At 70.5% G+C, this 22,286-nt stretch carries 19 protein-coding genes; 8 read left to right on the forward strand and 11 right to left on the reverse strand.

All coding sequences use genetic code 11. The annotated features are described in order from the left end of the window. Window positions 1-36: 36 nt before the first annotated feature. The 3 genes from IE178_RS07280 (at window position 37) to IE178_RS07290 (ending at window position 2,534) form a co-directional block, all read left to right on the forward strand. A complete protein-coding gene (locus tag IE178_RS07280; protein WP_193511670.1) occupies window positions 37-273 on the forward strand; it encodes a hypothetical protein in 237 nt (78 codons plus the stop codon). 103 nt (window positions 274-376) lie between these two features. Continuing rightward, entirely contained in the window at window positions 377-1,129 is a 753-nt protein-coding gene (locus IE178_RS07285) for an IclR family transcriptional regulator (protein ID WP_184762814.1), read from the forward strand. A gap of 109 nt (window positions 1,130-1,238) precedes the next feature. Continuing rightward, on the forward strand, window positions 1,239-2,534 hold the full coding sequence (locus IE178_RS07290; RefSeq protein ID WP_193511671.1) for a PP2C family protein-serine/threonine phosphatase: 1,296 nt from the start codon (window positions 1,239-1,241) through the stop codon (window positions 2,532-2,534). Window positions 2,535-2,552: 18 nt separating this feature from the next. On the opposite strand, the gene IE178_RS07295 is transcribed toward IE178_RS07290, so the two are convergent. The 4 genes from IE178_RS07295 to IE178_RS07310 are packed head-to-tail and all read right to left on the reverse strand — an operon-like array spanning window position 2,553 to window position 7,021. After that, window positions 2,553-3,932 (reverse strand): GH1 family beta-glucosidase, encoded by a 1,380-nt coding sequence (locus IE178_RS07295; RefSeq protein WP_184762812.1) that lies wholly within the window; start codon window positions 3,930-3,932, stop codon window positions 2,553-2,555. A gap of 31 nt (window positions 3,933-3,963) precedes the next feature. Continuing rightward, window positions 3,964-4,791, reverse strand: coding sequence for a carbohydrate ABC transporter permease (locus IE178_RS07300; protein WP_184762811.1), 828 nt, complete (start codon window positions 4,789-4,791; stop codon window positions 3,964-3,966). Window positions 4,792-4,796: 5 nt separating this feature from the next. Continuing rightward, complete coding sequence (locus IE178_RS07305) at window positions 4,797-5,750, reverse strand: carbohydrate ABC transporter permease (protein WP_193511672.1); 954 nt, start codon at window positions 5,748-5,750, stop codon at window positions 4,797-4,799. An 11-nt stretch (window positions 5,751-5,761) separates the two neighbouring features. Continuing rightward, window positions 5,762-7,021 carry an ABC transporter substrate-binding protein gene (locus tag IE178_RS07310; RefSeq protein ID WP_184762809.1) on the reverse strand — a complete coding sequence of 420 codons (1,260 nt, stop codon included), beginning with the start codon at window positions 7,019-7,021 and terminating at the stop codon, window positions 5,762-5,764. 294 nt (window positions 7,022-7,315) lie between these two features. Here IE178_RS07310 and yicI point away from each other — a divergent pair, with 294 nt between their 5' ends. After that, window positions 7,316-9,586, forward strand: coding sequence for an alpha-xylosidase (gene yicI / locus IE178_RS07315; RefSeq protein WP_184762808.1), 2,271 nt, complete (start codon window positions 7,316-7,318; stop codon window positions 9,584-9,586). 14 nt (window positions 9,587-9,600) lie between these two features. On the opposite strand, the gene ppk2 is transcribed toward yicI, so the two are convergent. Beyond that, window positions 9,601-10,608, reverse strand: a complete 1,008-nt coding sequence (gene ppk2 / locus IE178_RS07320; protein WP_373301194.1) for a polyphosphate kinase 2 — start codon at window positions 10,606-10,608, stop codon at window positions 9,601-9,603. 171 nt (window positions 10,609-10,779) lie between these two features. Between ppk2 and IE178_RS07325 the strand changes: the two genes are divergently transcribed. Then, the gene (locus IE178_RS07325) at window positions 10,780-11,574 is read left to right on the forward strand and encodes an SDR family NAD(P)-dependent oxidoreductase (RefSeq protein WP_184762807.1); all 795 of its coding nucleotides are present in this window, start codon (window positions 10,780-10,782) and stop codon (window positions 11,572-11,574) included. A gap of 63 nt (window positions 11,575-11,637) precedes the next feature. On the opposite strand, the gene IE178_RS07330 is transcribed toward IE178_RS07325, so the two are convergent. From IE178_RS07330 to IE178_RS07355, 6 genes are all read right to left on the reverse strand, one after another. Next, window positions 11,638-13,098, reverse strand: a complete 1,461-nt coding sequence (locus tag IE178_RS07330) for a cellulase family glycosylhydrolase (protein ID WP_193511673.1) — start codon at window positions 13,096-13,098, stop codon at window positions 11,638-11,640. Between the two features lie 118 nt (window positions 13,099-13,216). After that, window positions 13,217-13,969: a sulfite exporter TauE/SafE family protein gene (locus tag IE178_RS07335; protein ID WP_438874359.1), complete on the reverse strand. Its 753-nt coding sequence runs from the start codon at window positions 13,967-13,969 to the stop codon at window positions 13,217-13,219. A gap of 194 nt (window positions 13,970-14,163) precedes the next feature. Further along, window positions 14,164-14,481: an SCO5918 family protein gene (locus IE178_RS07340; protein WP_184762804.1), complete on the reverse strand. Its 318-nt coding sequence runs from the start codon at window positions 14,479-14,481 to the stop codon at window positions 14,164-14,166. A gap of 245 nt (window positions 14,482-14,726) precedes the next feature. Beyond that, complete coding sequence (locus tag IE178_RS07345; RefSeq protein WP_184762803.1) at window positions 14,727-16,373, reverse strand: DEAD/DEAH box helicase; 1,647 nt, start codon at window positions 16,371-16,373, stop codon at window positions 14,727-14,729. 246 nt (window positions 16,374-16,619) lie between these two features. After that, window positions 16,620-17,411, reverse strand: coding sequence for an SAM-dependent methyltransferase (locus IE178_RS07350; RefSeq protein ID WP_184762802.1), 792 nt, complete (start codon window positions 17,409-17,411; stop codon window positions 16,620-16,622). Between the two features lie 92 nt (window positions 17,412-17,503). Further along, complete coding sequence (locus IE178_RS07355) at window positions 17,504-18,496, reverse strand: LacI family DNA-binding transcriptional regulator (RefSeq protein WP_184762801.1); 993 nt, start codon at window positions 18,494-18,496, stop codon at window positions 17,504-17,506. Window positions 18,497-18,855: 359 nt separating this feature from the next. On the opposite strand from IE178_RS07355, the gene IE178_RS07360 reads away from it, so the two are divergent. The 3 genes from IE178_RS07360 to IE178_RS07370 all read left to right on the forward strand — a co-directional run bounded on the left by IE178_RS07360 (window position 18,856) and on the right by IE178_RS07370 (window position 22,218). Further along, window positions 18,856-19,785 carry a carbohydrate ABC transporter permease gene (locus tag IE178_RS07360; protein WP_193511675.1) on the forward strand — a complete coding sequence of 310 codons (930 nt, stop codon included), beginning with the start codon at window positions 18,856-18,858 and terminating at the stop codon, window positions 19,783-19,785. A gap of 7 nt (window positions 19,786-19,792) precedes the next feature. Then, window positions 19,793-20,743 carry a carbohydrate ABC transporter permease gene (locus IE178_RS07365; RefSeq protein WP_184762799.1) on the forward strand — a complete coding sequence of 317 codons (951 nt, stop codon included), beginning with the start codon at window positions 19,793-19,795 and terminating at the stop codon, window positions 20,741-20,743. A 131-nt stretch (window positions 20,744-20,874) separates the two neighbouring features. Then, on the forward strand, window positions 20,875-22,218 hold the full coding sequence (locus tag IE178_RS07370) for an ABC transporter substrate-binding protein (protein WP_193511676.1): 1,344 nt from the start codon (window positions 20,875-20,877) through the stop codon (window positions 22,216-22,218). Window positions 22,219-22,286: the final 68 nt, after the last annotated feature.

Below are 22,286 nucleotides of genomic sequence, written 5' to 3' on the forward strand. Positions count from 1 at the left end.
CCCCTGGACGCGGGCCCCGGCCGCGTTCCCCCGCGCGTGACTTCTCCCGGAGTTCATGATCTTCTCCGAGGAGACGCCGACGCCACCTCCACTCCCGGCCTGACCACCGGCCCGGTGTACACGGTCGCCGTCTCGGGGCCGAAGCACTACGAGCTCGCCCCCGAGGACGACAACGGGTGGACCCGCGACGGGGCGACCCAGGTGGTCCGCGCCGGACACACCTCCACCGTCCACGGGATGCCCGTGCCGCCCGCCCCGGCCACCGGCGACTGACGGCCTCGGCCGCCCGCTGGAAGCCCCCGTCCCGCCCGGATGCGTCCGGGCGGGACGGGGGCCCGCTCTTGCCTGCGGCGGTGGGCCGGGGCAGGCTGGTCCCATGGGTGGCGGCCCGACGCTCATCGGTTCCGTCCAGCGCGCCTTCCGGCTGCTGGAGGCGGCGAGCGCCCATCAGAACGGCGCGCCGGCGAAACAGCTGGCACGGGAGACGGGCCTGCCCCTGGCCACCGCCTACCACCTGCTGCGCACGCTGGTGCACGACGGGTATCTGCGCAAACTGGACGACGGCGCGTTCGTCCTGGGCGACCGGTTGCGGACCCTACACACGGCGGGCCGCGGGCAGGCGCTGCTGAGCCGGGTCCGCCCGGCGCTCACCGCGCTGCGCGACGAGCTCTCCACCGCCGCTTATCTCACCTTCTACGAGGACGGCGAGATCCGTGTCGCCGAGATCGTCGACAGCCCCCGCACCCCGCGGGCCGAACTCTGGGTGGGTTTCGAGGACGCCGGGCACGCCACCGCACTGGGCAAGGCCGTGCTGCGGGAACTGGACGACGAGGCACGCAGGGAGTACCTCTCCCGGCACCCCCTCAACGACCTCACCCCGCGGACGATCACCACGGCCGTGGAGCTGATCCGCCGGATCGAGTCCACCGCCCTGGCGCCGGCCGTCACCGACGTGGAGGAGTACTCCCTCGGCACCGTCTGTGTCGCGGTGCCCGTGTACAGCGGGAACACACTGGGTTCGCTCGGCGTGTCCATGCGCAAGGACCGGCTCTCCCGGCTCGAGAAGGTCCGCGAGCGGCTCCTCCCCGTGGCCGGACGGGTGACCCGGGGACTGTCGCTCACCATTTGAAAAGCACCCCCTTGTGACGTTCGCAACGATCATCTTTCCTGAATAAGCAGAATAAGCAGACATTCGGGACACGCGTACGCCGCGTAAACGTGAGGACAGCGGACGACACATGAGTCATGCCCGTCAGCATGGTCGCGACCAGTGGCCGTTTCGGCACCACAAGCGGGGGGTCGGGCGCGCATCGTCACCACGGACACGCGCCGTCGCACACTGGGCCGCGGGTACCCCCGTCCTGCCCCTGCTGATCGCCTTCGCCGTCGTGTGCGTCGACCTCGTCGGCGGTACCGGCAAGATCTGGCTGCCGCTGCTCGCCGCCGGGCCGGCCCTGGCGGCGGCCACCAGCCGGCCGCTCAAGGTCCTCGGCGTCGGCCTCGTCGCCGCCCTGCTCGGCGCGGCGATCGGCGTCCGGCACGGCATGCCGGCCTCGGAGCTGGGCGTCGTACTCGCCGCGCTGGTGACCGTCACCCTGGCCGGTGCCCTCGCCGGCGCCCTGCGCGGGCGTCGGGAGCGGGTGCTCGCCGCCGTCCGCTCCGTGGCCGAGACCGCGCAGCACGCCCTGCTCAAGCCGGTCCCGGAGACCGTCGGCCCGTTCCAGGCGGCGGTCCACTACACCGCCGCGGCGGCCGAGGCCCGGATCGGCGGTGACCTCTACGCCCTCATCCCCACCCCGCACGGGGTCAGGATGATCGTCGGCGATGTGCGCGGCAAGGGCCTGCCGGCCGTGGGGACGGCCGCCCTCGTGCTCGGTGTCTTCCGGGAGGCGGCCTACGACGAGCCGGATCTGCTGGACGTCGTCTGCCGGATCGAGCGGAGCCTGGCCCGCAATCTCGGGTACGACGACTTCGTCACCGCCGTGGTCGCCGGATACCCGGAGCCCGGGCGTCTGGAGATGGTCAACTGCGGCCACGCGCCTCCGCTGATGATCCGCGGCACCGACGTGGTGACGGTGACCCCCGTCCGCCCGTCGCCGCCCCTGGGGCTGCGCGCCCTGTCGGGCGAGGCCCCCAGCCTCCAGGTGGTGTCCTTCACCGAGGGGGACCAGCTGCTGCTCTACACCGACGGTGTCACGGAGGCCCGGGACGCCGACCGGGAGTTCTACCCGCTGGCCGAAGGCCTGACCCGGCATGTGTGCGACGAGCCGTCCCGTACGCTCGCCGCGCTGCACCAGGAACTGCTGGCCCACGTGGGCGGCCGGCTGCACGACGATGCCGCGCTGCTCCTGCTCCGCAAGCCCGTCGCCGCTTCCGGGACGGACACCCCCCGGGCGGACGCTCCCGGGACGGACGCCTCCGGTGGGCGGCCCGACGGGCTCACCCCGACCGGCACGCCCGTGGTCCGGCCGCTCGCGGAGCAGACGGAGGAGGCCATCGGCGACGCCTTCGACGACCGGGAAGGCGCCGCCTGAGCCGACGGTCCCGTCGCGTCAGGCGCGCTGGGCGGCGATCATCCTCCGGTACCAGTGGTAGCTGTCCTTCGGGGTGCGCTTCTGGGTGGCGTAGTCGACCCGGACGATCCCGAAGCGCTTGTCGTACCCGAAGGCCCACTCGAAGTTGTCGAGCAGTGACCACACGTAGTAGCCGCGGACGTCGACACCGGCCTCGATCGCGGCCCGCAGGGCGATGAGGTGCTCGCGCAGATAGGTCACGCGGTCGCTGTCGTGCACGGCGCCGTCGGCGCTCACCTCGTCGTCCTCGGCCGAGCCGTTCTCGGTGATGTGGATCGGCGGCAGGGCGTCCCCGTACTGCTCCTTCAGATCCACCAGGAGATCGGTGAGGGTGGCAGGGGCCACCGGCCAGCCCATCGCGGTGTGCCGGACGCCGGGCATCGGTGTCTCGGCGTAGCGGTTGTCGGTCGCCACGCGCAGGGCGGGGTCCCCCTCGCGGTGGGGTGCGTCGGCGACGACGATCGGGCGGTAGTAGTTGACGCCGAGGAAGTCCAGCGGCTGGGAGATCAGCTCCAGGTCGCCGTCGCGGCGGAAGTCCTGTCCGGTGATCAGCTCACCCCAGGTGTCCTCCTCGGTGTCCGGGTAGCGCCCGGCGAGGATCGGCTCCGTCCACACCAGGTTGTGCAGGGTGTCGGCGCGTACGACGGCCGCCCGGTCGGCGGCGGAGTCGGTCGCGGGCAGGTGGTGGTCGAGATTGAGGGTGATGCCCACTTCACGGACCCCCGCGGCCCGCAGCGCCCGCACGGCCAGACCGTGGCCGACCAGCAGGTGGTGCGCGGCGGCCAGCGCGCCCCGGCCCTCGCGGGCGCCGGGGGCGTGACGGCCGACGGAGTAGCCGAGGAAGGCGCTGCACCACGGCTCGTTGAGGGTGATCCAGCGCGGTACCCGGTCGCCCAGGTGCTCGGCGACGACGGCCGCGTACTCGGCGAACCGTTCCGCCGTCTCCCGCACCCGCCAGCCGCCCCGGTCTTCCAGGGCCTGCGGGAGGTCCCAGTGGTAGAGGGTGGCGGCCGGCTCGATGCCGGCGGCGAGCAGCTCGTCCACCAGACGCGAGTAGAAGTCCAGGCCCTTGGGGTTCACCGGGCCGGTTCCGTCGGGCACGATGCGGGGCCAGGCGACGGAGAAGCGGTACGAGCCGACGCCGAGGTCGCGCAGCAGCGCCACGTCCTCGGGGTAGCGGTGGTAGTGGTCGCAGGCGACGTCACCCGTGTCACCGTTCACGACCAGGCCGGGGGTGTGGCTGTAGGTGTCCCAGATCGACGGGCCGCGGCCGTCCTCGTACGCCGCGCCCTCGATCTGGTACGAGGCGGTCGCGGCCCCGAAGACGAAGCCGGGCGGGAAACCGGGAAAGTCACTCATGCGGATCGGTCCATCTCGATACGTGCGTTGATCACTTGACGGAGCCCCCGGTGATCCCGGCGGCGATGTACTTCTGGGCGAGGACGAGCAGGATCGCCGCCGGGACGGCGGAGAGCACGGACGCGGCCATCACCGAGCCCCAGTCGCCGACGTGGGCGCCGATGTACTGGTAGATGCCCAGCGTGATCGGCTTGACGTCGTCGGTGGTGTTCAGGGTGAGCGCGAACATGAAGTCGCTCCACGAGAACAGGAACGCGAACAGCCCGGAGGTGATCAGGGAGTTGCGGCTCATCGGCAGCACCACCCGGACGAAGGTCCGTACCGGTCCGGCACCGTCGATCTCGGCGGCCTCGAGGACCTCGCCGGGAATGGACACCATGAAGGAGCGCATCAGCACGATGGAGAACGGGATGCCGAGCGAGGCGTCCGCGAGCATCAGGCCGAAGTAGGAGTTCACCAGGCCCAGATCGACGTACGAGTTGTACAGGGCGTTGGCGATGACGATGCCCGGCACCATCTGCGTGATCAGGGTGCCGAACACGATGGTGCGCGAGCCGCGCAGCCCGAACCGGGCCAGTCCGTACGCCGCCGGCGCGGAGACGGCCAGGCAGATGGCGACGGCGCCGAACGAGACCACCAGCGAGGTCAGCAGGTGACCGCCCTGGTCGCCGAGGGCCTTGGAGAAGCCGGACAGGTCCAGGCCGGCGGGCACCGGGTCGACCTGGAGGAGGCCCGACTCGGGCTGGAGCGCCGTGTTGAGCATCCAGTACAGGGGGAAGAGCATCACGCCGAGGACGAGTACACCGGCGACGGTGGAGCCCCAGCGGCGCCGGGACGCGGTGGGTGCGTGGGCGGCCATGTCGGTCACTTCCCCTCGGTGCGGTTGGCCCGCAGGTAGAACACCGCGAACACCGCGGAGATGAGGATGAGCACGTTGCCGACGACCGCGCCGGCGCCGAAGTCCAGTTCCACGAAGGAGTTCTGGTAGGTGAGCGTGCCGAGCGTCTGGGTGGCGTCGGCGGGACCGCCGTCGGTGAGGGCGAGGATCAGGTCGAGGATCTTGACCGTCGACATGAAGCCGAGCACGAGGACGACCGTGATCACCGGCTTGAGCAGCGGCAGCGTGATGGAGCGGAAGGTCCGCCAGGCCGAGGCACCGTCCAGGGAGGACGCCTCGTACAGCTCCTTCGGGATCTCCTGGAGGCCGCCGTAGAGGATGACCATGTTGAACGGGATGCCGATCCAGATGTTGACCAGGATCACCGAGAGCAGGGCCATGTCGGGACTGGTCAGCCACGGGGTGTTGCCGTCCAGGCCGAGGGTGCCCAGGAAGGTGTTCAGCACGCCGGTGTCCTGGTCGAGGATGCGGCGCCACACGATGCCGGACACCACCATGGGCACCAGCCAGGGCAGCAGGATCAGTGACCGCAGGACGCCGCCGAGGGGGAACCTGCGGTTGAAGAAGACGGCGAGGGCGAGCCCGATGCAGAACTGGCCGAGCAGGGAGCCGACGGTGAAGACGAGGGTGTGCCACAGCGCCTTGCCGAAGAGGACGTCCTGGAAGACGGACGACCAGTTGTCGGTGCCGTTGAAGGGTGCCTCGCCGGTGAAGAACGTCTTCGGTGTGTAGTGCTGGAAGCTCATCAGGACGTTGCGGACGAGCGGGTAGCCGAAGAACAGCAGCATGAAGACGACGGCGGGGGCGACGAAGCCCCACTGGGCGATCCTGCGGCGCAGGCGCGTGCGGGCCGGGTCCGGCGCGAGGGCCTTCCCGGGCGTCGTCGCGGACGCCGGAGCGGTGACGGTGGACGTGGTCATGGGCGCGTACCTCAGTTCCCGCTCGTGGCCCGCTGCTGGGCACGCTTCAGGGCGGCCTCGCTGGACTGGCCGGTCAGGGCGGACTGGAAGGCGCTCTGCAGGGCGAGCGACACGCCCGACCAGCCGGCGCCGAGCTTGGCGGTGCGGGACCGGGCGGCGGCGACCTGGTCGGCCAGCGCGTCCAGTTCGGGCACCTGCTCGCGCCACTCGGCGGCGGCCTTCTCGTTGGCCGGGACCATCCAGCTGTTGCGGGCGTAGGTCAGCTGTTCCTTCTCCCCCGCCAGACAGGCGACGATCCGGCCGGCCGTCTTCTCGCGCTGCGTGTCACCGGTGTTCGGCACGGTGAGCACGGCGCCGCCGAGCGGTCCCACCGACGCGGCGCCGGACTCGGGGACGGGGATCTGCGCGATCCCCCAGTGCAGCGACTTCTTGGTGTTGAGGGTCTCGACCTGCCACGGGCCGTTGATCATCATCGCGGCGTTCCCCGCCATGAACTGGTCGTTCACATCGGCCTGCGTCCAGTTGACCGTGGACTTGGACAGGGACCCGTCCTGGAGCAGCGTCTTCCAGTAGTCGAGCGCCTCGACGACCTCCGGGCTGTCGAGATCCGTCTCGTCACCGCCGTTGGACCACATGAACGGCGTGAACTGGAAGACGCCGTCCTCGGCGCCGCCCGCGCTGAGCGCCAGGCCGTACCGCTTGCCCTGGGTCAGCTGCTTCGCCGTCTCCCGCAGCTCCTCCCAGGTGGTGGGCACCTTCACCCCCGCCTGGTCCAGGATGTCCTTGTTGTAGAAGAGCGCGAGCGTGTTCACGGAGCGGGCCGCGCCGTAGTAGGTGCCCTTGTAGGAGCCGAAGTCGACGATGCCCTCGGGGATGTCGTCGGTGCCCAGGCCCAGGGCGCGCAGGTCGGCGAGGCCGCCGGCCTCGGCGAAGGTCGGCATCTCGGAGGCGTCGAACTGCACGATGTCCGGCAGCGACTTCGAGGAGGCCATGCGCAGCGCCTTGGTCATCACCTGCGCCGCGGGGACGCTCTGCTGCTCGATGGTCACACCCAGCTGCTTGCCGCAGCGGGCCATCGCCTCGGCGTCCCAGCGGTGGTAGGTCTCGTCGGTCGAGGAGTTCATCACGGTGTACACGTCGCTGTCGCGCTGCTGTGCGCAGCCGGTCAGTGCCGCTCCGGAGACGAGGACGGAGACGGCGGCGAACGATGTGACGGCTCTGCGCGAGCGTCCACGCGCGCGGGGTGCGGCAACCGGAGGATGTGCTGTCACGGTGGGTGCCCTTGTGTGGGACCGGCTCGGCGTGTGCCGAGCCGGTGACTCTTTCGGAAAGGGTGGTGAAGCGCTTCGACTGGCGGCGGCTCTTGCCAAGGTGTTGCCTGGCGCTACACCGGGTGTAATTTGTTTGGCCTGATTACTAATACGCCAGCGGGAGCCGCTCGCGCTAGCCCCCCAGCGATACGATCTGCTTGCGCCAGGGCGTGACAGGTTCTGCGGCTCCTGTCATAGTTCCTGGTCAGAGGCTTCCTCCCACACCTCTGCCGCCCTCCCCCTCCGAGGAAGATCATGAAATTCACCGACGGTTTCTGGCGCATCCGCGACGGCGTCCAGATCTCGTACGCCACTGAAGTGCGTGATGTGCGCCCGGAATCGAAGCGCTTCACCGGCTACGCCGCCGTGAAGAAGGTGACACGCAGGGGCGACACCCTGAACGCACCGCTGATCACGGTCGAGTGCTTCTCCCCCGCCGAGGGCGTCATCGGCGTCCGGGTCACCCACCACGCGGGCAAGCACCGCCCCGGTCCCGACTTCGCCCTCACCGGTGAGGCGGACGGCGCGGGGACGGTACGCCGGGACGGCACCGTCACCGAACTGACCAGTGGTCCGCTGACCCTGCGCCTCGACGGGGCGGGCCCCTTCGCCCTCACCTTCCACGACGCGGACGGACGGGAACTGACCCGCGCCGGCGCCAAGAGCACCGCCTTCGCCACCACGGGCGAGGGGGCGCACCATGTGCTGAGCCGGCTGGCGCTGGGCGTCGGCGAGCAGATCTACGGCATGGGCGAGCGCTTCACGCCGTTCGTCAAGAACGGCCAGACCGTCGACATCTGGCAGGCCGACGGCGGCACCAGCAGCGAGCAGGCCTACAAGAACGTCCCGTTCTATCTCTCCTCGCGCGGTTACGGCGTCTTCGTCAACCACCCCGGCGCCGTCTCCTTCGAGGTCGGCTCCGAGTCCGTCGGGCAGGTGCAGTTCAGCGTCGAGGACCAGTCGCTGGAGTACTACGTCGTGGCCGGCCCCACCCCCAAGGAGGTCCTCACCCGCTACACGGGCCTCACCGGCCGCCCGGCCCTCCCGCCGGCCTGGTCCTTCGGCCTGTGGCTGAGCACCTCCTTCACCACGTCCTACGACGAGGAGACGGTGACGTCGTTCGTCGACGGCATGTCCGAGCGCGGCATCCCGCTGTCCGTCTTCCACTTCGACTGCTTCTGGATGCGCGAGTACCAGTGGTGCGACTTCCAGTGGGACCCGGACGTCTTCCCCGATCCGGACGGCATGCTGGCCCGGCTCAAGGAGAAGGGCCTGCGGATCAGCGCCTGGATCAACCCGTACATCGCCCAGAAGTCCCCGCTCTTCGACGAGGCCGCGGCCCTGGGCCACCTGGTGCGCCGCCCCGACGGCGACGTGTGGCAGTGGGACCTGTGGCAGGCCGGCATGGGTCTGGTCGACTTCACCAGCCCGGATGCCCGCGCCTGGTTCCAGTCGAAGCTCAAGCCCCTCCTCGACCAGGGGGTGGACTGCTTCAAGACGGACTTCGGCGAGCGCATCCCCACCGACGTGGTCTGGCACGACGGCTCCGATCCGGAGCGGATGCACAACTACTACACCCACCTGTACAACCGGACGGTGTTCGAGCTCCTGGAGAAGGAGCGCGGGCAGGGTGAGGCGGTGCTCTTCGCCCGGTCCGCGACCGCGGGCGGGCAGCAGTACCCCGTGCACTGGGGCGGCGACTGCTGGTCGTCCTTCGAGGCGATGGCCGAGTCGCTCAGGGGCGGTCTGTCCCTGTCGTTGAGCGGGTTCGGTTTCTGGAGCCACGACATCGGCGGCTTCGAGGGCACCCCCGATCCCGAGGTGTTCAAGCGCTGGCTCGCCTTCGGCCTGCTGTCCTCCCACAGCCGGCTGCACGGCTCCTCGTCCTACCGGGTGCCGTGGGAGTTCGGCGACGAGGCGGTCGACGTCGCCCGGCGGTTCACCCTGCTCAAGCACCGCCTGATGCCGTATCTGTACGGTGCCGCCGTCGAGGCCCACCGCACGGGCGTGCCGATGATGCGGCCCATGGTGCTGGAGTTCCCGCACGACCCGGCGTGCCGTCCGCTCGACCGTCAGTACATGCTGGGCCCCGACCTCCTGGTCGCGCCGGTGTTCGGCGGGGACGGCGAGGTGGAGGTCTATCTGCCGGAGGGCACCTGGACCCATCTGCTCAGCGGCGAACGGGTCGCGGGCCCCGGGTGGCGCACCGAACGGCACGGATACGACAGCCTTCCGCTGTACGTCCGTGAGGGCGCCGTGCTGCCTTTGGCGGGCGACGACTCCCGGCCCGACGGCGACTGGCTGGACGCCCCGGTCCTGCTCGTGCACCCCCCGGCCGCGCCCGACTACACGGCCGAGATCACCGTGCCGGACACGGCGGGACTGCCGGCCGCGACGTTCCGGGTCCGGCGCGACGGCGACGTCCTGCGGGTCACGGCGTCCGGGACCGACCGCCCGTTCACGGTGCGCGTCGCCGGCGGGCCGGAGGCCGCGGGCACGGGTGAGGTGACGGTGTCCTTGGGGTGAGCGGGGCACGCCGATCAGGTGCCCGGGTGACTGCCCGGGCCGTGACCGGGGCCCGCCAGGGGGGTCGGTGAGAGGGCCGCGGGCTCCTCACCGGCTTCCAGCAGGGTGTCCGCCGAGCCCACGATCAGCGGGTCCGGCTTGCCCAGAGCCGCGTGGTCCTTCGCCGGATAGTCGCAGTGGTCGAGGAGGGAGCGCATGGCCTCCAGCCGGCCCCGGCGCTTGTCGTTGTTCTTCACGACCGTCCACGGCGCGTGCGGGGTGTCCGTCGCCCGGAACATCTCGACCTTGGCCGCGGTGTAGTCGTCCCAGAGGTCGAGCGAGGCGAGGTCCATGGGCGACAGCTTCCAGCGCCGCACCGGGTCGACCTGGCGGATGGCGAACCGGGTCCGCTGCTCGGCCCGGGACACGGAGAACCAGAACTTCAGCAGCAGGATGCCGTCGTCGGTGAGCAGCCGCTCGAACATCGGAGTCTGCTCGAGGAACTGGTGGTACTCGCTGTCCGTGCAGAACCCCATGACCCGCTCGACTCCGGCGCGGTTGTACCAGGAGCGGTCGAAGAAGACGATCTCGCCCCGGGCCGGCAGATGGGCCACATAGCGCTGGAAGTACCACTGGCCCGCCTCCCGCTCGGTCGGCTTCTCCAGGGCCACCACGCGGGCACCACGGGGGTTGAGGCGTTCCATGAACCGCTGGATGGTGCCGCCCTTGCCGGCCGCGTCCCGTCCCTCGCAGATCACCACGATCCGCTGGCCGGTGTCCTTCACCCACCGCTGCATCTTCAGCAGTTCGATCTGCAGGATGCGTTTGGTCCTGTCGTACTCCGCTCTGCGGATCCTGCGGTCGTAGGGGTGGTTCTCCCGCCAGGTCTCGATCGGGGTGCCGTCGGCGTCGAGGAGCACGGGCCGCTCCGGGCGCCGGTCGTCCACCTCCAGTCCGTGGAGCAGATCGTCGCCGGTCGTGCCGGGGCGTGTGCCCTCGGCCCGCGTCCGGCCGTCCGGCACGTCCCCATGCTCGGCCGTCACGTCGTCTCCCGCCTCTCGGGGGTGCTGCGTTACAAGAAGCGTATGCCCCCCGTTGCGGTGATTCGACCGTCGCAGTCCGGGGAAGTAGCAGGCTCGAGCGGGTAGTGTGCGTATGCAACTGATTCGCGGGCAGTGCCTTCCGAAGGCATCCAGGCAAAGGGGACGCACGACGTGCAGATCGATCTGAAGGGCCGCACAGCGCTGGTCACCGGCTCCACCCAGGGCATCGGCGCGGCGATCGCCACCGGGCTCGCGCGGGCGGGCGCCCGGGTCGCGGTCAACGGACGCTCCACCGAGCGCGTACGGGAGGCCGCCGCCGCACTCGAGCGGGAGGTGCCCGGGGCCGACGTGGTGCCCGTCGCCGCGGACGTGGCCACCGAGGCCGGCGCCGAGCGGGTGGCCGAGGCGCTGCCCCGGGTGGACATCCTCGTCAACAACCTCGGCATCTTCGGGTCCGCGGACCCGCTGGAGATCACCGACGAGGAGTGGCGGCGCTACTTCGAGGTGAACGTCCTGTCCGCCGTCCGGCTGACCCGGCTCTTCCTGCCCGGGATGACCGACCGCGGCTGGGGGCGCGTCCAGTACATCGCGAGCGACTCGGCGATCGTCACTCCCGCCGAGATGATCCACTACGGGATGTCCAAGACGGCGGTGCTCGCCGTGAGCCGCGGGTTCGCCAAGCAGGCCGCGGGCACGGGTGTCACGGTGAACTCGGTCATCGCCGGTCCGACGCACACCGAAGGGGTGGAGGACTTCGTCTACGAGCTGGTGGACCGCGAGCTTCCGTGGGAGGAGGCGCAACGCGCCTTCATGCGGGAGCACCGCCCGCAGTCGCTGCTGCAACGGCTGATCGAACCGGAGGAGATCGCCAACATGGTCGTCTACCTCAGCTCCGACCAGGCCTCCGCCACCACCGGTGGGGCGCTCCGCGTCGACGGCGGTTACGTCGACTCGATCCTGCCCTGAGGCCGCACCGGCCTGCCCGCCCGGCACGAGCGCCGGACGGGCAGGTCTCCCGTGTGTGCCGGGTCAGTCCGTCGGGAAGCTGTCCGGGGTCCGGATGCGGTCGCGGATCCAGGCACCGGCCGGCTTCAGCGAGGACGTGCCGGTCCAGGGGCCGTTGTCCTGGCAGGTGCCGGTGTCGAACACGGCTCCGGAGCGGTGGTCGTCGGAGAAGTTCCAGTTGGTCCAGCTGATCTTCTTGCTCGCCATCAGGTCGAGGTAGCGCTGGGACATGGCGAAGTCGTCGGCGCCCTCGCCGGCGTAGTCCTGGGTGCCGAACTCGGTGACGAACAGGGGGATCCGGTCCGCGGCACGGGTGAGGGCCGCCAGGTACTCGTCCCGGTGCGAGGCGGCGTAGAAGTGGAAGGTGTACATGATGTTGGAGGCGTCGACCGGGTTGTTCACGACCTCCGACTCGTCGGCGCCCTCGGAGACGCCGAGTGAGGACCAGGCGCGGGTGCCGACGAGGACGGGGGCGTCGGAGTCGACGGCGCGGATGACCGGGATGATCTGCTCCGCGTAGCTCTTGATCCGCGACCAGCTCACCGCGCTGGGCTCGTTGGCGATCTCGTAGAGGATGTTGTCGCGGCCCTTGTTGCGGTTCGCGATCTCGGTGAAGAACCGCCGCGCGTTGTCGAGGTTCAGGTGCGGGTCGCCGGGGTCGAGCATGTGCCAGTCGACGATCACGTACATGCCGCGGTCGCTCGCCTGCCGGATCAGGGAGTCGGCCAGGTCGGTGAAGTGCGCGGGGTCGGTCTCGTAACCGCCTTCCTGCACATACGTGGAGACGCGCAGGATGTCGGCGTTCCAGTCGTGGGCCAGGGCGTCGAGCGAGCCGCCGGTCAGGCACTGGGGGTACCACTGGGTGCCGTGGGTGCTCATGCCGCGCAGCTGGACCGGGTTGCCGTGCTCGTTGCAGAGCTTGGTGCCGCAGACTTCGAGCTGTCCGTTGACGGCCACGGGAGTGCCGGCCGCGGGCGGTTCCGTGGGCGGGTCGGTCGGTGTGGTGCCCCCGCCGTCGCAGGGCAGGCCGTCGACGGTGCAGTTGAGGGGCAGTCCGGTGCCGGCGGTGTTGAAGCCGAAGCTCTGCCGGGCGCCGGGGGCGACGGTGGCGTTGTAGGAGACGTTGGAGAAGCGGTAGTGCTGCCCCTGCCGGGTCTTGGTGGCGGACCAGTGGCTGCTGACCGTCGTTCCGGCGGGCAGGTCGAACTCGATCGTCCAGCCGTCCGCCGTGGTGTCACCGTGGTTGGTGAGGGACACGTCGGCGCCGTATCCGCTGTCCCACACGGACGTTCGCGTGATCTGCGCCGTGAGCCGGGTGTCCGCCGCGGCCGGCCATGCCGTGGTGGGGGCCGGTGCGGCGGGAGCTGCGGGTGCGCTGGTCGGCGCGGCGGGAGCTGCGGGTGCGCTGGTCAGGGTGAGGAGGAGGGCACTGGCGAGGGCCGCGGCGGCCGCGGCGGGGCGTAGCGGGAAGCGTGCCGGTGTCATGGGGGCTCCGTCCGGGACTGCACGGTTAGGAAAGTTTCCTAACCCGACGGAACCAGAGCCGGCCCCGGTTTGCAAGGTGCACGACAAACAGGGTCGGCGACCGGGGCGAAGCGCCCGGTCAGCGGAGCAGCAGCTGGACGAGGGCGATGGTGCCGATCGTGACGATCAGGACGCGGAGGACCGCGGGGCTGGCCTTCCGGCCCGTCCTGGCCCCGAGCTGACCGCCCAGGGCCGAACCCACCGCGATGAGCGCGACGGCAGTCCAGTCGAAGTCGGCGACGAAGAGGAAGAAGGTCGCGGCGACCATGTTGACGATCGCGACGAGCACGTTCTTGACGGCGTTGAGGCGTTGCAGTGGCTCGTCGAGCAGCAGGCCCATCAGGGAGATGTAGATGATGCCCTGCGCGGCGGAGAAATAGCCGCCGTAGACGCTGGCCAGGGTCAGACCGGTGAAGAGCAGCCATCCGCCGTCACGTCGGGAGGGATGCCGCTCCGGCCGGCGGCGGCCACGTACCTTCCTGCTGATCAGGGGCTGGAACGCGACGAGGAGGAGGGCGAGCCCCACCAGGGTCGGCACGATGGTCTCGAACGCCTCGGCGGGCAGGGCCAGCAGCAGCGTGGCGCCCGCCAGACCGCCCAGCGCCGAGCCGACGCCGAGCCTCCGGATGCGCCGTCCCTGGCCGGCGAGTTCTCTGCGGTAACCGATGGCTCCGCTGATGGAGCCGGGGATCAGACCGAGGGCGTTGGAGACCGTGGCGGTGACGGGGGACAGTCCGGTGGCGAGCAGGACGGGGAAGGTGACCAGCGTCCCGGAGCCCACGACGGCGTTCATGGCGCCGGCGCCGACTCCCGCCGCGAAGACGCCGAGCATCTCCGCCGGTGTCACGCCGCTCCCCCGGTCACGTCATCGCCGTCCGGTGACGGACGGCGCCGGCCGGGGTCGGAGAAGACGTTCATGGGACGACGGTAAACCGCGGACCCTTCGGCCCTCGCCGAAGGGTCCGCGTCCCGCTCCACGCCGCCTCCCCGGTGGTCCGGTGGCGGCAGCCGGTCGGTCGCCCCGCCTCAAACCTGCCCGGTGGTCGGGCTGCCCAGCAGCTCCGATGCCGTCTCGAGCGGGGAGAGGTCGCGCACGGGCGGCGCGGCCTCGGGGTGGGCGTGGCAGGTGAAGCCGAGGCGGGCCATGGCCCGGACGACTTCGCCACTCGAGAAGTCGCGGCGGTCCTGTCGGGTGATGACCTGTCCCACCTGCTTGGCGGGGTAGCGGCGGCGGCCGATGGTCACGGACTCACCCGTGATCGGTTCGGGTGTGATCCCCTTCATCGACTCCAGGACTCCGGCCTTGGTCAGGTCGAACGGGTATCGGGCGATGACACAGCGCATGTTGCCTCACAGGAGGAGAAGGAAGACGGGCCGACCCGGGTGGGTGGGTGGTCTGCGGCGGACTGGGGTCGATCGGGGGCGACAGGCGCCACGGCGGCCGGGCCGCCTCCACGGCCGTACCACCAGGACGCCATGTCACCATGTCGCTTTCTCGTCATGTCGTCGTGGACGCGGTGCGTCCCAGGGGTGTCGTTGGGATCGGGCCGGCTCCGGGAAACGGCGCGGCACGATCCGAACGACATCCCCTAGGCCGCGCGGTCCGCGGCCGGCTCCCTCCGTGCCCTGCGGCGCGGAGCCTCACCGGTGCGCCGTCCCTGGGCGGTCCGGCCCTGCGCCGTGCGCTCCGCGGCCGAGCGGCCCCCTTGGGCGGTGCGGCCCTCGGTGGAGCGGGCGGCCTGCGCGTCGCGGCCCTGGGCACTGCGGCCCTCGGCATTACGGCCCTGGGCACTGCGGCCCTCGGCGCCGCGACCCTGGGCGTTACGGCCTCGGCGGCCACGTGACGACGAGGACGCGGCGCGGCGGGGGCGTTCCACGACCGGCGCGGCGATGACGACCGGAACGCCGGAAGGGGCCTGGGCACCCGTGATGCGGCTCAGCTCCGCATCGCCCGACCGCACCTGGGTGATCTGCGGGGTGATGCCCGCCTGGGCCATCAGCCGGCTCATCTCGCGACGCTGGTCGCGCGTCACCAGGGTGATGACGCTGCCGGTCTCGCCGGCGCGGGCCGTGCGTCCGCCGCGGTGCAGGTAGTCCTTGGGATCGCTGGGCGGATCGACGTTGACGACCAGATCGAGGTTGTCGACGTGGATGCCGCGCGCCGCGACGTTCGTCGCCACCAGCACCGTCACCTGCCCGTCCTTGAACTGGGCGAGGGTACGGGTGCGCTGGGGCTGGGACTTGCCGCCGTGCAGGCCCGCTGCGCGGACGCCGCTGTTCAGCAGGTGTTTGGTCAGCTTGTCCACCGCGTGCTTGGTGTCCAGGAACATGATCACTCGGCCGTCTCGCGCCGCGATCTCGGTCGTCGTCCGGCGCTTGTCGGTGTCGTCGATGTGGAGCACGTGGTGTTCCATGGTCGTGACCGCGCCCGCCGAGGGGTCGACGGAGTGGACCACCGGGTCGCTCAGGTAGCGCCGCACCAGCTGGTCGACGTTGCGGTCGAGCGTGGCCGAGAAGAGCATCCGCTGGCCGTCGGCCCGCACCTGGTCCAACAGCCTGGTGACCTGGGGCATGAAGCCCATGTCGGTCATCTGGTCGGCCTCGTCGAGCACGGTGATGGCGACCTCGTCCAGCCGGCAGTCGCCGCGGTCGATGAGGTCCTTGAGCCGCCCGGGGGTGGCGACGACGACCTCGGCGCCCGCCCGCAGGGCCCCGGCCTGCTTGCCGATCGACATCCCGCCCACGACGGTGGCCAGCCGGAGCCTGAGGGAACGGGCGTACGGCGTGAGCGCGTCGGTGACCTGCTGGGCAAGCTCCCGGGTGGGCACGAGGACGAGGGCGAGCGGCTGCCGGGGCTCGGCGCGCCGGCCCGCCGTACGGGCCAGCAGCGCGAGACCGAAGGCGAGGGTCTTGCCGGATCCGGTCCGACCGCGGCCGAGCACGTCACGGCCGGCCAGGGAGTTCGGCAGTGTGGCCGCCTGGATCGGGAACGGGACCGTCACGCCTTCGTGGCCGAGGGTGGCCAGCATCTCCGCCGGCAGGGCGAGTTCGGCGAACTCCCGCACGGCGGGGAGGGCGGGGGTGATCGTCGTCGGCAGAGCGAATTCGCCCTGGACCGAGGGCCCTCTGCCGGCCGGTCCTCGGGAGCGACGAGGAGCACCGGAGCGGCCTGATGCCGTTGCTCCGGTGCGGGTGCGCGTGGGCGCGGAACGATTATTGGTGCGGGCGCGATTCAAGCGGAACCTTCCTTGAAGTGGCACCTGTCAAGGAACGCCCACAGCAAGATGCTTCCGGCAGCGGACGGGGCCTGCATCGATGATGATGCGGGCCCCAGCTGCGAAGTGAACGTTATGAGGGCGAGAGGCGTTTCTGCCACCCCTCGAGCCTTTCGGCTACCACAACTGCAACTGACCTCACAGTACACGCCCGCGCAACCCCCCGGTCCACCCGTGGCACCGTACGGCGGTGATGACGTGCGGGCCTCAGGGTAGCCGGGCCACACCGGCGTAGATGCCGCTGTCCTCGGGCGTCGGCGCCGGGGGCGTCCGGTACCACTGCGGCGCGGTCACCAGACCGGGTTCGACCAGGTCCAGGCCGTCGAAGAAGCGGGCGACCTGCGCGCGGGTGCGAAAGCCCAGGCGTATGCCCGCGCGGGCGTACTCGGCCGTGACCTGCTCCGCCAGCTCGGAGTGGAGATCGGACGCGGCGTGCGACAGCACGAGGTAGCTGCCCGACGGCAGGGCGGCCCGCAGCTCGCCGACGATGCCGAGGGGGTCCTGGTCGTCGGGGAGGAAGTGCATGAGGGCGATCAGGGACAGCCCGATCGGGCGCTCGAAGTCGAGCACGCCGCGAGCGTGCCGGATGATGTCTCCGGGGCTGCGCACGTCCGCCGCGATGTAGTCCGTGGCACCCTCGGGGCTGCTGACCAGCAGGGCCTCGGCGTGCCGCAGCACGATCGGGTCGTTGTCGGTGTAGACGACCTTCGCGGACGGGACGATGCCCTGCACGATCTGGTGCAGGTTCGGCTCCGTGGGGATGCCCGTGCCGATGTCGAGGAACTGGTCGACGCCCTGCCCGGCGAGCCAGGCGGCCGCCCGCTGCATGAACCGGCGGTTCTGGCGGGCGGCGTCCCGCGCCTCGGGCGGCAGCTTCTCCCCCACGGCCTCGTCGACCGGGTAGTTGTCCTTGCCGCCGAGGAGCCAGTCGTAGACCCGCGCCGGATGCGCCTTGCTGGTGTCGATCTGCGGAGGGCTGGAGGGTGTGCCGGTCGACATGGCGGAGTCCGTCCCGAGGAGTGGATCGAGAGTGCCTGACGATCATCAAGTCTGGCACACCAACTGGCACAGCAGGGGGTGGAGTTGGGTCCTCAGACGGAGCTGGGCGGCGGCGCCGTGCTGTCGCGCCGTACCAGTCGCGCCGGGACCAGGGTGGTGCCCCGCTGCGGGCCGACCTGGCGCATCTTGCGCAGCACCGCCTGGACACAGAGCCGTCCCACCTCGGCGAAGTCCTGGTGGACGGTGGTCAGCGGGGGCAGGAAGGAGGACGCCTCGGGGATGTCGTCGAAGCCGATGACGCTGACCTCGTCGGGGACGCGCCGGCCGCGTTCGTGCAGGGCGCGCAACAGGCCCAGGGCCATCTGGTCGTTGGCGGCGAAGACGGCGGTGCACTCGTCGTGGGCCGCGAGTTCGAGGCCGGCCCGGTAGCCCGAGTCGGCCGACCAGTCGCCCCGGACCAGGGGCGGCGGCACGCGTCCGGCCTCGGTGAGGGCGGCACGCCAGGCGTCCGTGCGGCGCTGCGCGGCGAAGGAGCCCTCCGGGCCGCCCAGGTGCCACACCGTGCGGTGGCCGAGGTCGAGCAGGTGCTGCACGGCGGCGCGGGTACCGCCGGCCTGGTCGGTGTCGACGACCGTGTAGTGGTCGCCGGCGTCGGAGTCGACCACCACGACCTGGACGTGCGGGGGCAGGGTGACCGTCGCCGCGTCCAGCAGGTGGACCTCCATGATGACGATCACGGCGTCGACGGCGAGCTCCTCCAGCCGGGAGAACGCGCCGCGCACCTCGTCCTGGGTGGGTACGGCGACCGGCAGCAGCGTCACCGCGTACCCCTCCGCCGCGGCGGAGGTGGCGATCGCCTCCAGCGTGCGCACGTTGCCGGTGGTGGACAGGGTGAAGGTGATGACGCCGATGGTGCGGAACTCGCCGCGCTTGAGGGCGCGGGCCGCGCTGTTGGGCCGGTAGCCGAGTTCCTTCATCGCGGCCAGCACCTGGCGGCGGGTCTCCTCGGTCACCCCGGCGTAGCCGTTGGACACGCGGGAGACGGTCTGGGACGAGACCCCCGCGAGGCGTGCCACATCCGCCATGGACGCCGTGGTACGGGCACGGGTGCGCCTGGGAGCGGGAGTGCCGCCGGCCACCTCCCGCGCGGTCCCGGCCACCTCGGTGACGGGGCCGGGCAGGTTCGCCGACGCTCTCTCAACCGTGTCCACTCGACGTCCGCCGCCTTCCTGTGGTTGCTCACGTCACGGTCCCCGAAGGGACCCTTGACCGTCGTCGTCGGCGCAGTGTAAACATGCCGCCATCGAATGTTTACGTAAACATAACAGCTCCGCACCTCCTCGCGGTGGGTGATGTTTGCGTAAACATCGCGTGCTGGGGCATACGGCCCGGCTCCGGGCCGGGGCAGCCGCCGGTTCCGCAATGGTGACGAGCGAGGAACGACATGACGACGCTGCAACCGCCGGTGGCCGCCGCCGAGCCGCGGCCGGCCCCGCCCCCGCCGAGACGGGAACGCCGCTCCTGGACGGGGTGGGGGTTCATCGGTCCCTTCGTGGCCGTGTTCGCCCTGGTCTTCCTGGCACCGATCGCGTACTCGGTCTATCTGAGCCTCTTCCGCGACCAGCTCATCGGCGGGACCACCTTCGTCGGCTTCGACAACTATCAACAGGCGCTCCAGGACGACCGGTTCTGGGCCGCCCTCGGCCGGGTCTCGCTCTTCCTGTGCGTCCAGGTGCCGGTCATGCTCGGCATCGCCCTGCTGGTGGCCCTGGCACTGGACAGCGGCCGGCTGTACGGCAAGAACTTCTTCCGTATCTCGATCTTCCTGCCGTACGCGGTGCCGGCCGTCGTCGCCACGCTCATGTGGAGCTTCATGTACGGCACCCGCTTCGGCCTCGTCGGCGACATCAACGACGCCATCGGCGTCTCGCTGCCCGACCCGCTCTCCCCCGAGCTGGTGCTGGCCTCGATCGGCAACATCGTCACCTGGGAGTTCGTCGGCTACAACATGCTGATCTTCTACTCGGCGCTGCGCGTCATCCCGAACTCCCTCTACGAGGCGGCCGAGATCGACGGCGCCGGCCAGATCCGCGTGATCACCGCCATCAAACTGCCCGCGATCCGCGGCGCCCTCGTCATCGCGACGATCTTCTCCATCATCGGCAGCTTCCAGCTGTTCAACGAGCCCAACGTCATGCAGAAGCTGGCGCCGAACGCCATCACCACCGACTACACCCCGAACTTCTACACGTACTCGCTGTCCTTCTCCGGCCAGCAGCACAACTACTCCGCGACGGTCGCCATCGTCATGGGGCTGATCACCATGGTCATCGCCTATGTCGTCCAGCTGCGCGGCATGCGCAAGGGAGTGTGAGGCAGCGATGACCCCTACCGTCACCCCCGCCCCCGCCGGTTCCGCGGCCTCGTCGTCACCGTCGTCCGGTTCCGCCGTCCGGCTGCGCACGCCCCGGCGCCGGCACTCCCCCGGGCGGCCGCGCCGCAGTGTCCTGCTGACCGTGCTCACCGGCCTGGTGCTGCTCTACAGCCTCGTTCCGCTGGTGTGGCTGGCCATCAGCGCCACCAAGACCCAGGAGGGGCTGTCCCGTTCGTTCGGCCTGTGGTTCGACGGCGACTTCGCCCTCTGGGACAACATCGCCGAGACGTTCACCTACGCCGACGGCGTCTTCGCCCGATGGCTGCTCAACACCCTGCTGTACGTGGTGGTGGGCGCAGGGGGTGCCACCTTCCTGGCGGTGCTGGGCGGTTACGCGCTCGCCAAGTTCGACTTCCCCGGACGCCGGGCGGTCTTCGCGGTCGTCATCGGCGCGGTGGCCGTGCCGGGGACCGCGCTCGCGGTGCCGACCTTCCTGATGTTCAGCACCATGGGTCTGACCAACACCCCCTGGGCGGTGATCATCCCCTCGCTGATCTCCCCGTTCGGCCTGTATCTGATGTGGGTGTTCGCCAGTGAGGCCATTCCGACCGAGCTGATGGAAGCGGCCAGGATCGACGGCGCCGGCGAGGTGCGCACCTTCTTCCAGGTCGCCCTGCCGCTGCTGGCGCCGGGCATCGTCACCGTCTCGCTGTTCACCATGGTCGCGACCTGGAACAACTACTTCCTGCCGCTGATCATGATCAAGGATCCTGACTGGTATCCGCTCACCCTGGGCCTGAACAGCTGGAACGCCCAGGCCGAGACCGCCGGTGGCCAGCCCGTCTTCCATCTGGTCGTCACCGGTTCACTGATCACCATCGTCCCGCTGATCGCCGCGTTCCTGCTGCTGCAGAAGTACTGGCAGTCCGGACTCGCCGCCGGAAGCGTCAAGGAATAGCGCCCCCGTCGTCCGCCGTCGCGCGGTCCGTCCGCCCTGCCGCCCCGCCCGGACAGGCGGTGTCCGCGAGGTGGTTGTCCCTGCCCCTGTTTTCCCATCGGTTTCGGCCACGAAGAAGTGGAAGCACGACCATGCTCAAGCACTCCCGCCGCCTGCTGCGCGGCATCGGCCTCGTCTGCGCCCTCGCCCTGGGCGCCACCGCCTGCGGCGGATCCGACGACGAGGGGTCCGGCCCCAAGACGGTCTCCGGGTCGGACGTCCAGGCCGCGCTGAAGAAGGGCGGCACGGTCACCGTCTGGGCGTGGGAACCCACGCTGAAGCAGGTGGTCGCCGACTTCGAGAAGGAACACCCGAACGTCGAGGTGAACCTCGTCAACGCGGGCACCGGCAACGACCAGTACAAGGCGCTGCAGAACGCCATGTCCGCGAAGAAGGGCGTCCCGGACGTCGCCCAGGTCGAGTACTACGCCATGGGCCAGTACGCGCTGACGAAGCAGCTCACCGACCTCAAGGGCTTCGGCGCCGATCAGCTCGCCGACCGGTACTCCCCCGGCCCGTGGAACGGCGTGAAGGCCGGCGGCGAGGGCATCTACGGCCTGCCCATGGACTCCGGCCCGATGGCGCTGTTCTACAACAAGAAGGTCTTCGACCAGCACAAGATCGAAGTGCCGACGACGTGGGACGAGTACGTGGACGCGGCCCGCGCCCTGAAGAAGGCGGACCCGAAGGCGTACATCACCAACGACGTCGGCGACGCGGGCCTCACCACCAGCATGCTGTGGCAGGCCGGTTCACGCCCGTACGAGGTCGACGGCACCACGGTGGGGATCGACTTCTCCGACCAGGGCGCCAAGACCTACACCGCCACCTGGCAGAAGCTCATCGACGAGAAGCTGGTCGCCCCCGTCACCAGCTGGTCCGACGACTGGTACAAGGGTCTCGGCGACGGCACCATCGCCACCCTGGCCATCGGCGCCTGGATGCCCGCCAACCTCGCCTCCGGCGTGAAGGACGCCGCCGGTGACTGGCGCGTCGCCCCGCTGCCGCAGTGGCAGGCCGGCGGCAAGGCGAGCGCGGAGAACGGCGGCAGCGCCCTCACCCTGCCCGAGCTCGGCGGGAACGAGGCGCTGGCCTACGCCTTCGTCGAGTACGCCAACGCCGGCAAGGGCGTGGACACGCGGGTGAAGGGCGGCGCCTTCCCGGCGACCACCGCGCAGCTGAACTCCCAGGCGTTCCAGAACACCGAGTTCCCGTACTTCGGCGGGCAGCAGGCCAACAAGATCTTCGCCGAGTCCGCCGCGAACGTCGCCGACGACTGGTCGTACCTGCCGTACCAGGTGTACGCCAACTCGATCTTCAACGACACCGTCGGCAAGGCCTACGTCTCGGGCACCACGCTGACCGAGGGCCTGAAGACCTGGCAGGACGCCTCCGTCAAGTACGGCAACGAGCAGGGCTTCACCGTCGAGAAGTAGCCGTCGAGAAGCAGCACGCCGGGCGGCGCGCACACCCCGCGCCGCCCGACGGCCCCCACACCGGAAGG

The sequence above is a fragment of the Streptomyces griseoloalbus genome, assembly GCA_014650015.1.
Taxonomy (GTDB): domain Bacteria; phylum Actinomycetota; class Actinomycetes; order Streptomycetales; family Streptomycetaceae; genus Streptomyces; species Streptomyces griseoloalbus.

Bases quoted from the DNA above. Each gene is read 5' to 3' on its own strand.
- IE178_RS07365 (WP_184762799.1), top strand. From the start codon at position 19,793: ATGACCCCTACCGTCACCCCCGCCCCCGCCGGTTCCGCGGCCTCGTCG.
- IE178_RS07340 (WP_184762804.1), bottom strand. From the start codon at position 14,481: ATGCGCTGTGTCATCGCCCGATACCCGTTCGACCTGACCAAGGCCGGA.
- yicI (WP_184762808.1), top strand. From the start codon at position 7,316: ATGAAATTCACCGACGGTTTCTGGCGCATCCGCGACGGCGTCCAGATC.
- IE178_RS07350 (WP_184762802.1), bottom strand. From the start codon at position 17,411: ATGTCGACCGGCACACCCTCCAGCCCTCCGCAGATCGACACCAGCAAG.
- IE178_RS07335 (WP_438874359.1), bottom strand. From the start codon at position 13,969: ATGCTCGGCGTCTTCGCGGCGGGAGTCGGCGCCGGCGCCATGAACGCC.
- IE178_RS07295 (WP_184762812.1), bottom strand. From the start codon at position 3,932: ATGAGTGACTTTCCCGGTTTCCCGCCCGGCTTCGTCTTCGGGGCCGCG.
- IE178_RS07300 (WP_184762811.1), bottom strand. From the start codon at position 4,791: ATGGCCGCCCACGCACCCACCGCGTCCCGGCGCCGCTGGGGCTCCACC.
- IE178_RS07370 (WP_193511676.1), top strand. From the start codon at position 20,875: ATGCTCAAGCACTCCCGCCGCCTGCTGCGCGGCATCGGCCTCGTCTGC.
- IE178_RS07355 (WP_184762801.1), bottom strand. From the start codon at position 18,496: ATGGCGGATGTGGCACGCCTCGCGGGGGTCTCGTCCCAGACCGTCTCC.
- IE178_RS07285 (WP_184762814.1), top strand. From the start codon at position 377: ATGGGTGGCGGCCCGACGCTCATCGGTTCCGTCCAGCGCGCCTTCCGG.
- IE178_RS07360 (WP_193511675.1), top strand. From the start codon at position 18,856: ATGACGACGCTGCAACCGCCGGTGGCCGCCGCCGAGCCGCGGCCGGCC.
- IE178_RS07290 (WP_193511671.1), top strand. From the start codon at position 1,239: ATGAGTCATGCCCGTCAGCATGGTCGCGACCAGTGGCCGTTTCGGCAC.
- IE178_RS07305 (WP_193511672.1), bottom strand. From the start codon at position 5,750: ATGACCACGTCCACCGTCACCGCTCCGGCGTCCGCGACGACGCCCGGG.
- IE178_RS07330 (WP_193511673.1), bottom strand. From the start codon at position 13,098: ATGACACCGGCACGCTTCCCGCTACGCCCCGCCGCGGCCGCCGCGGCC.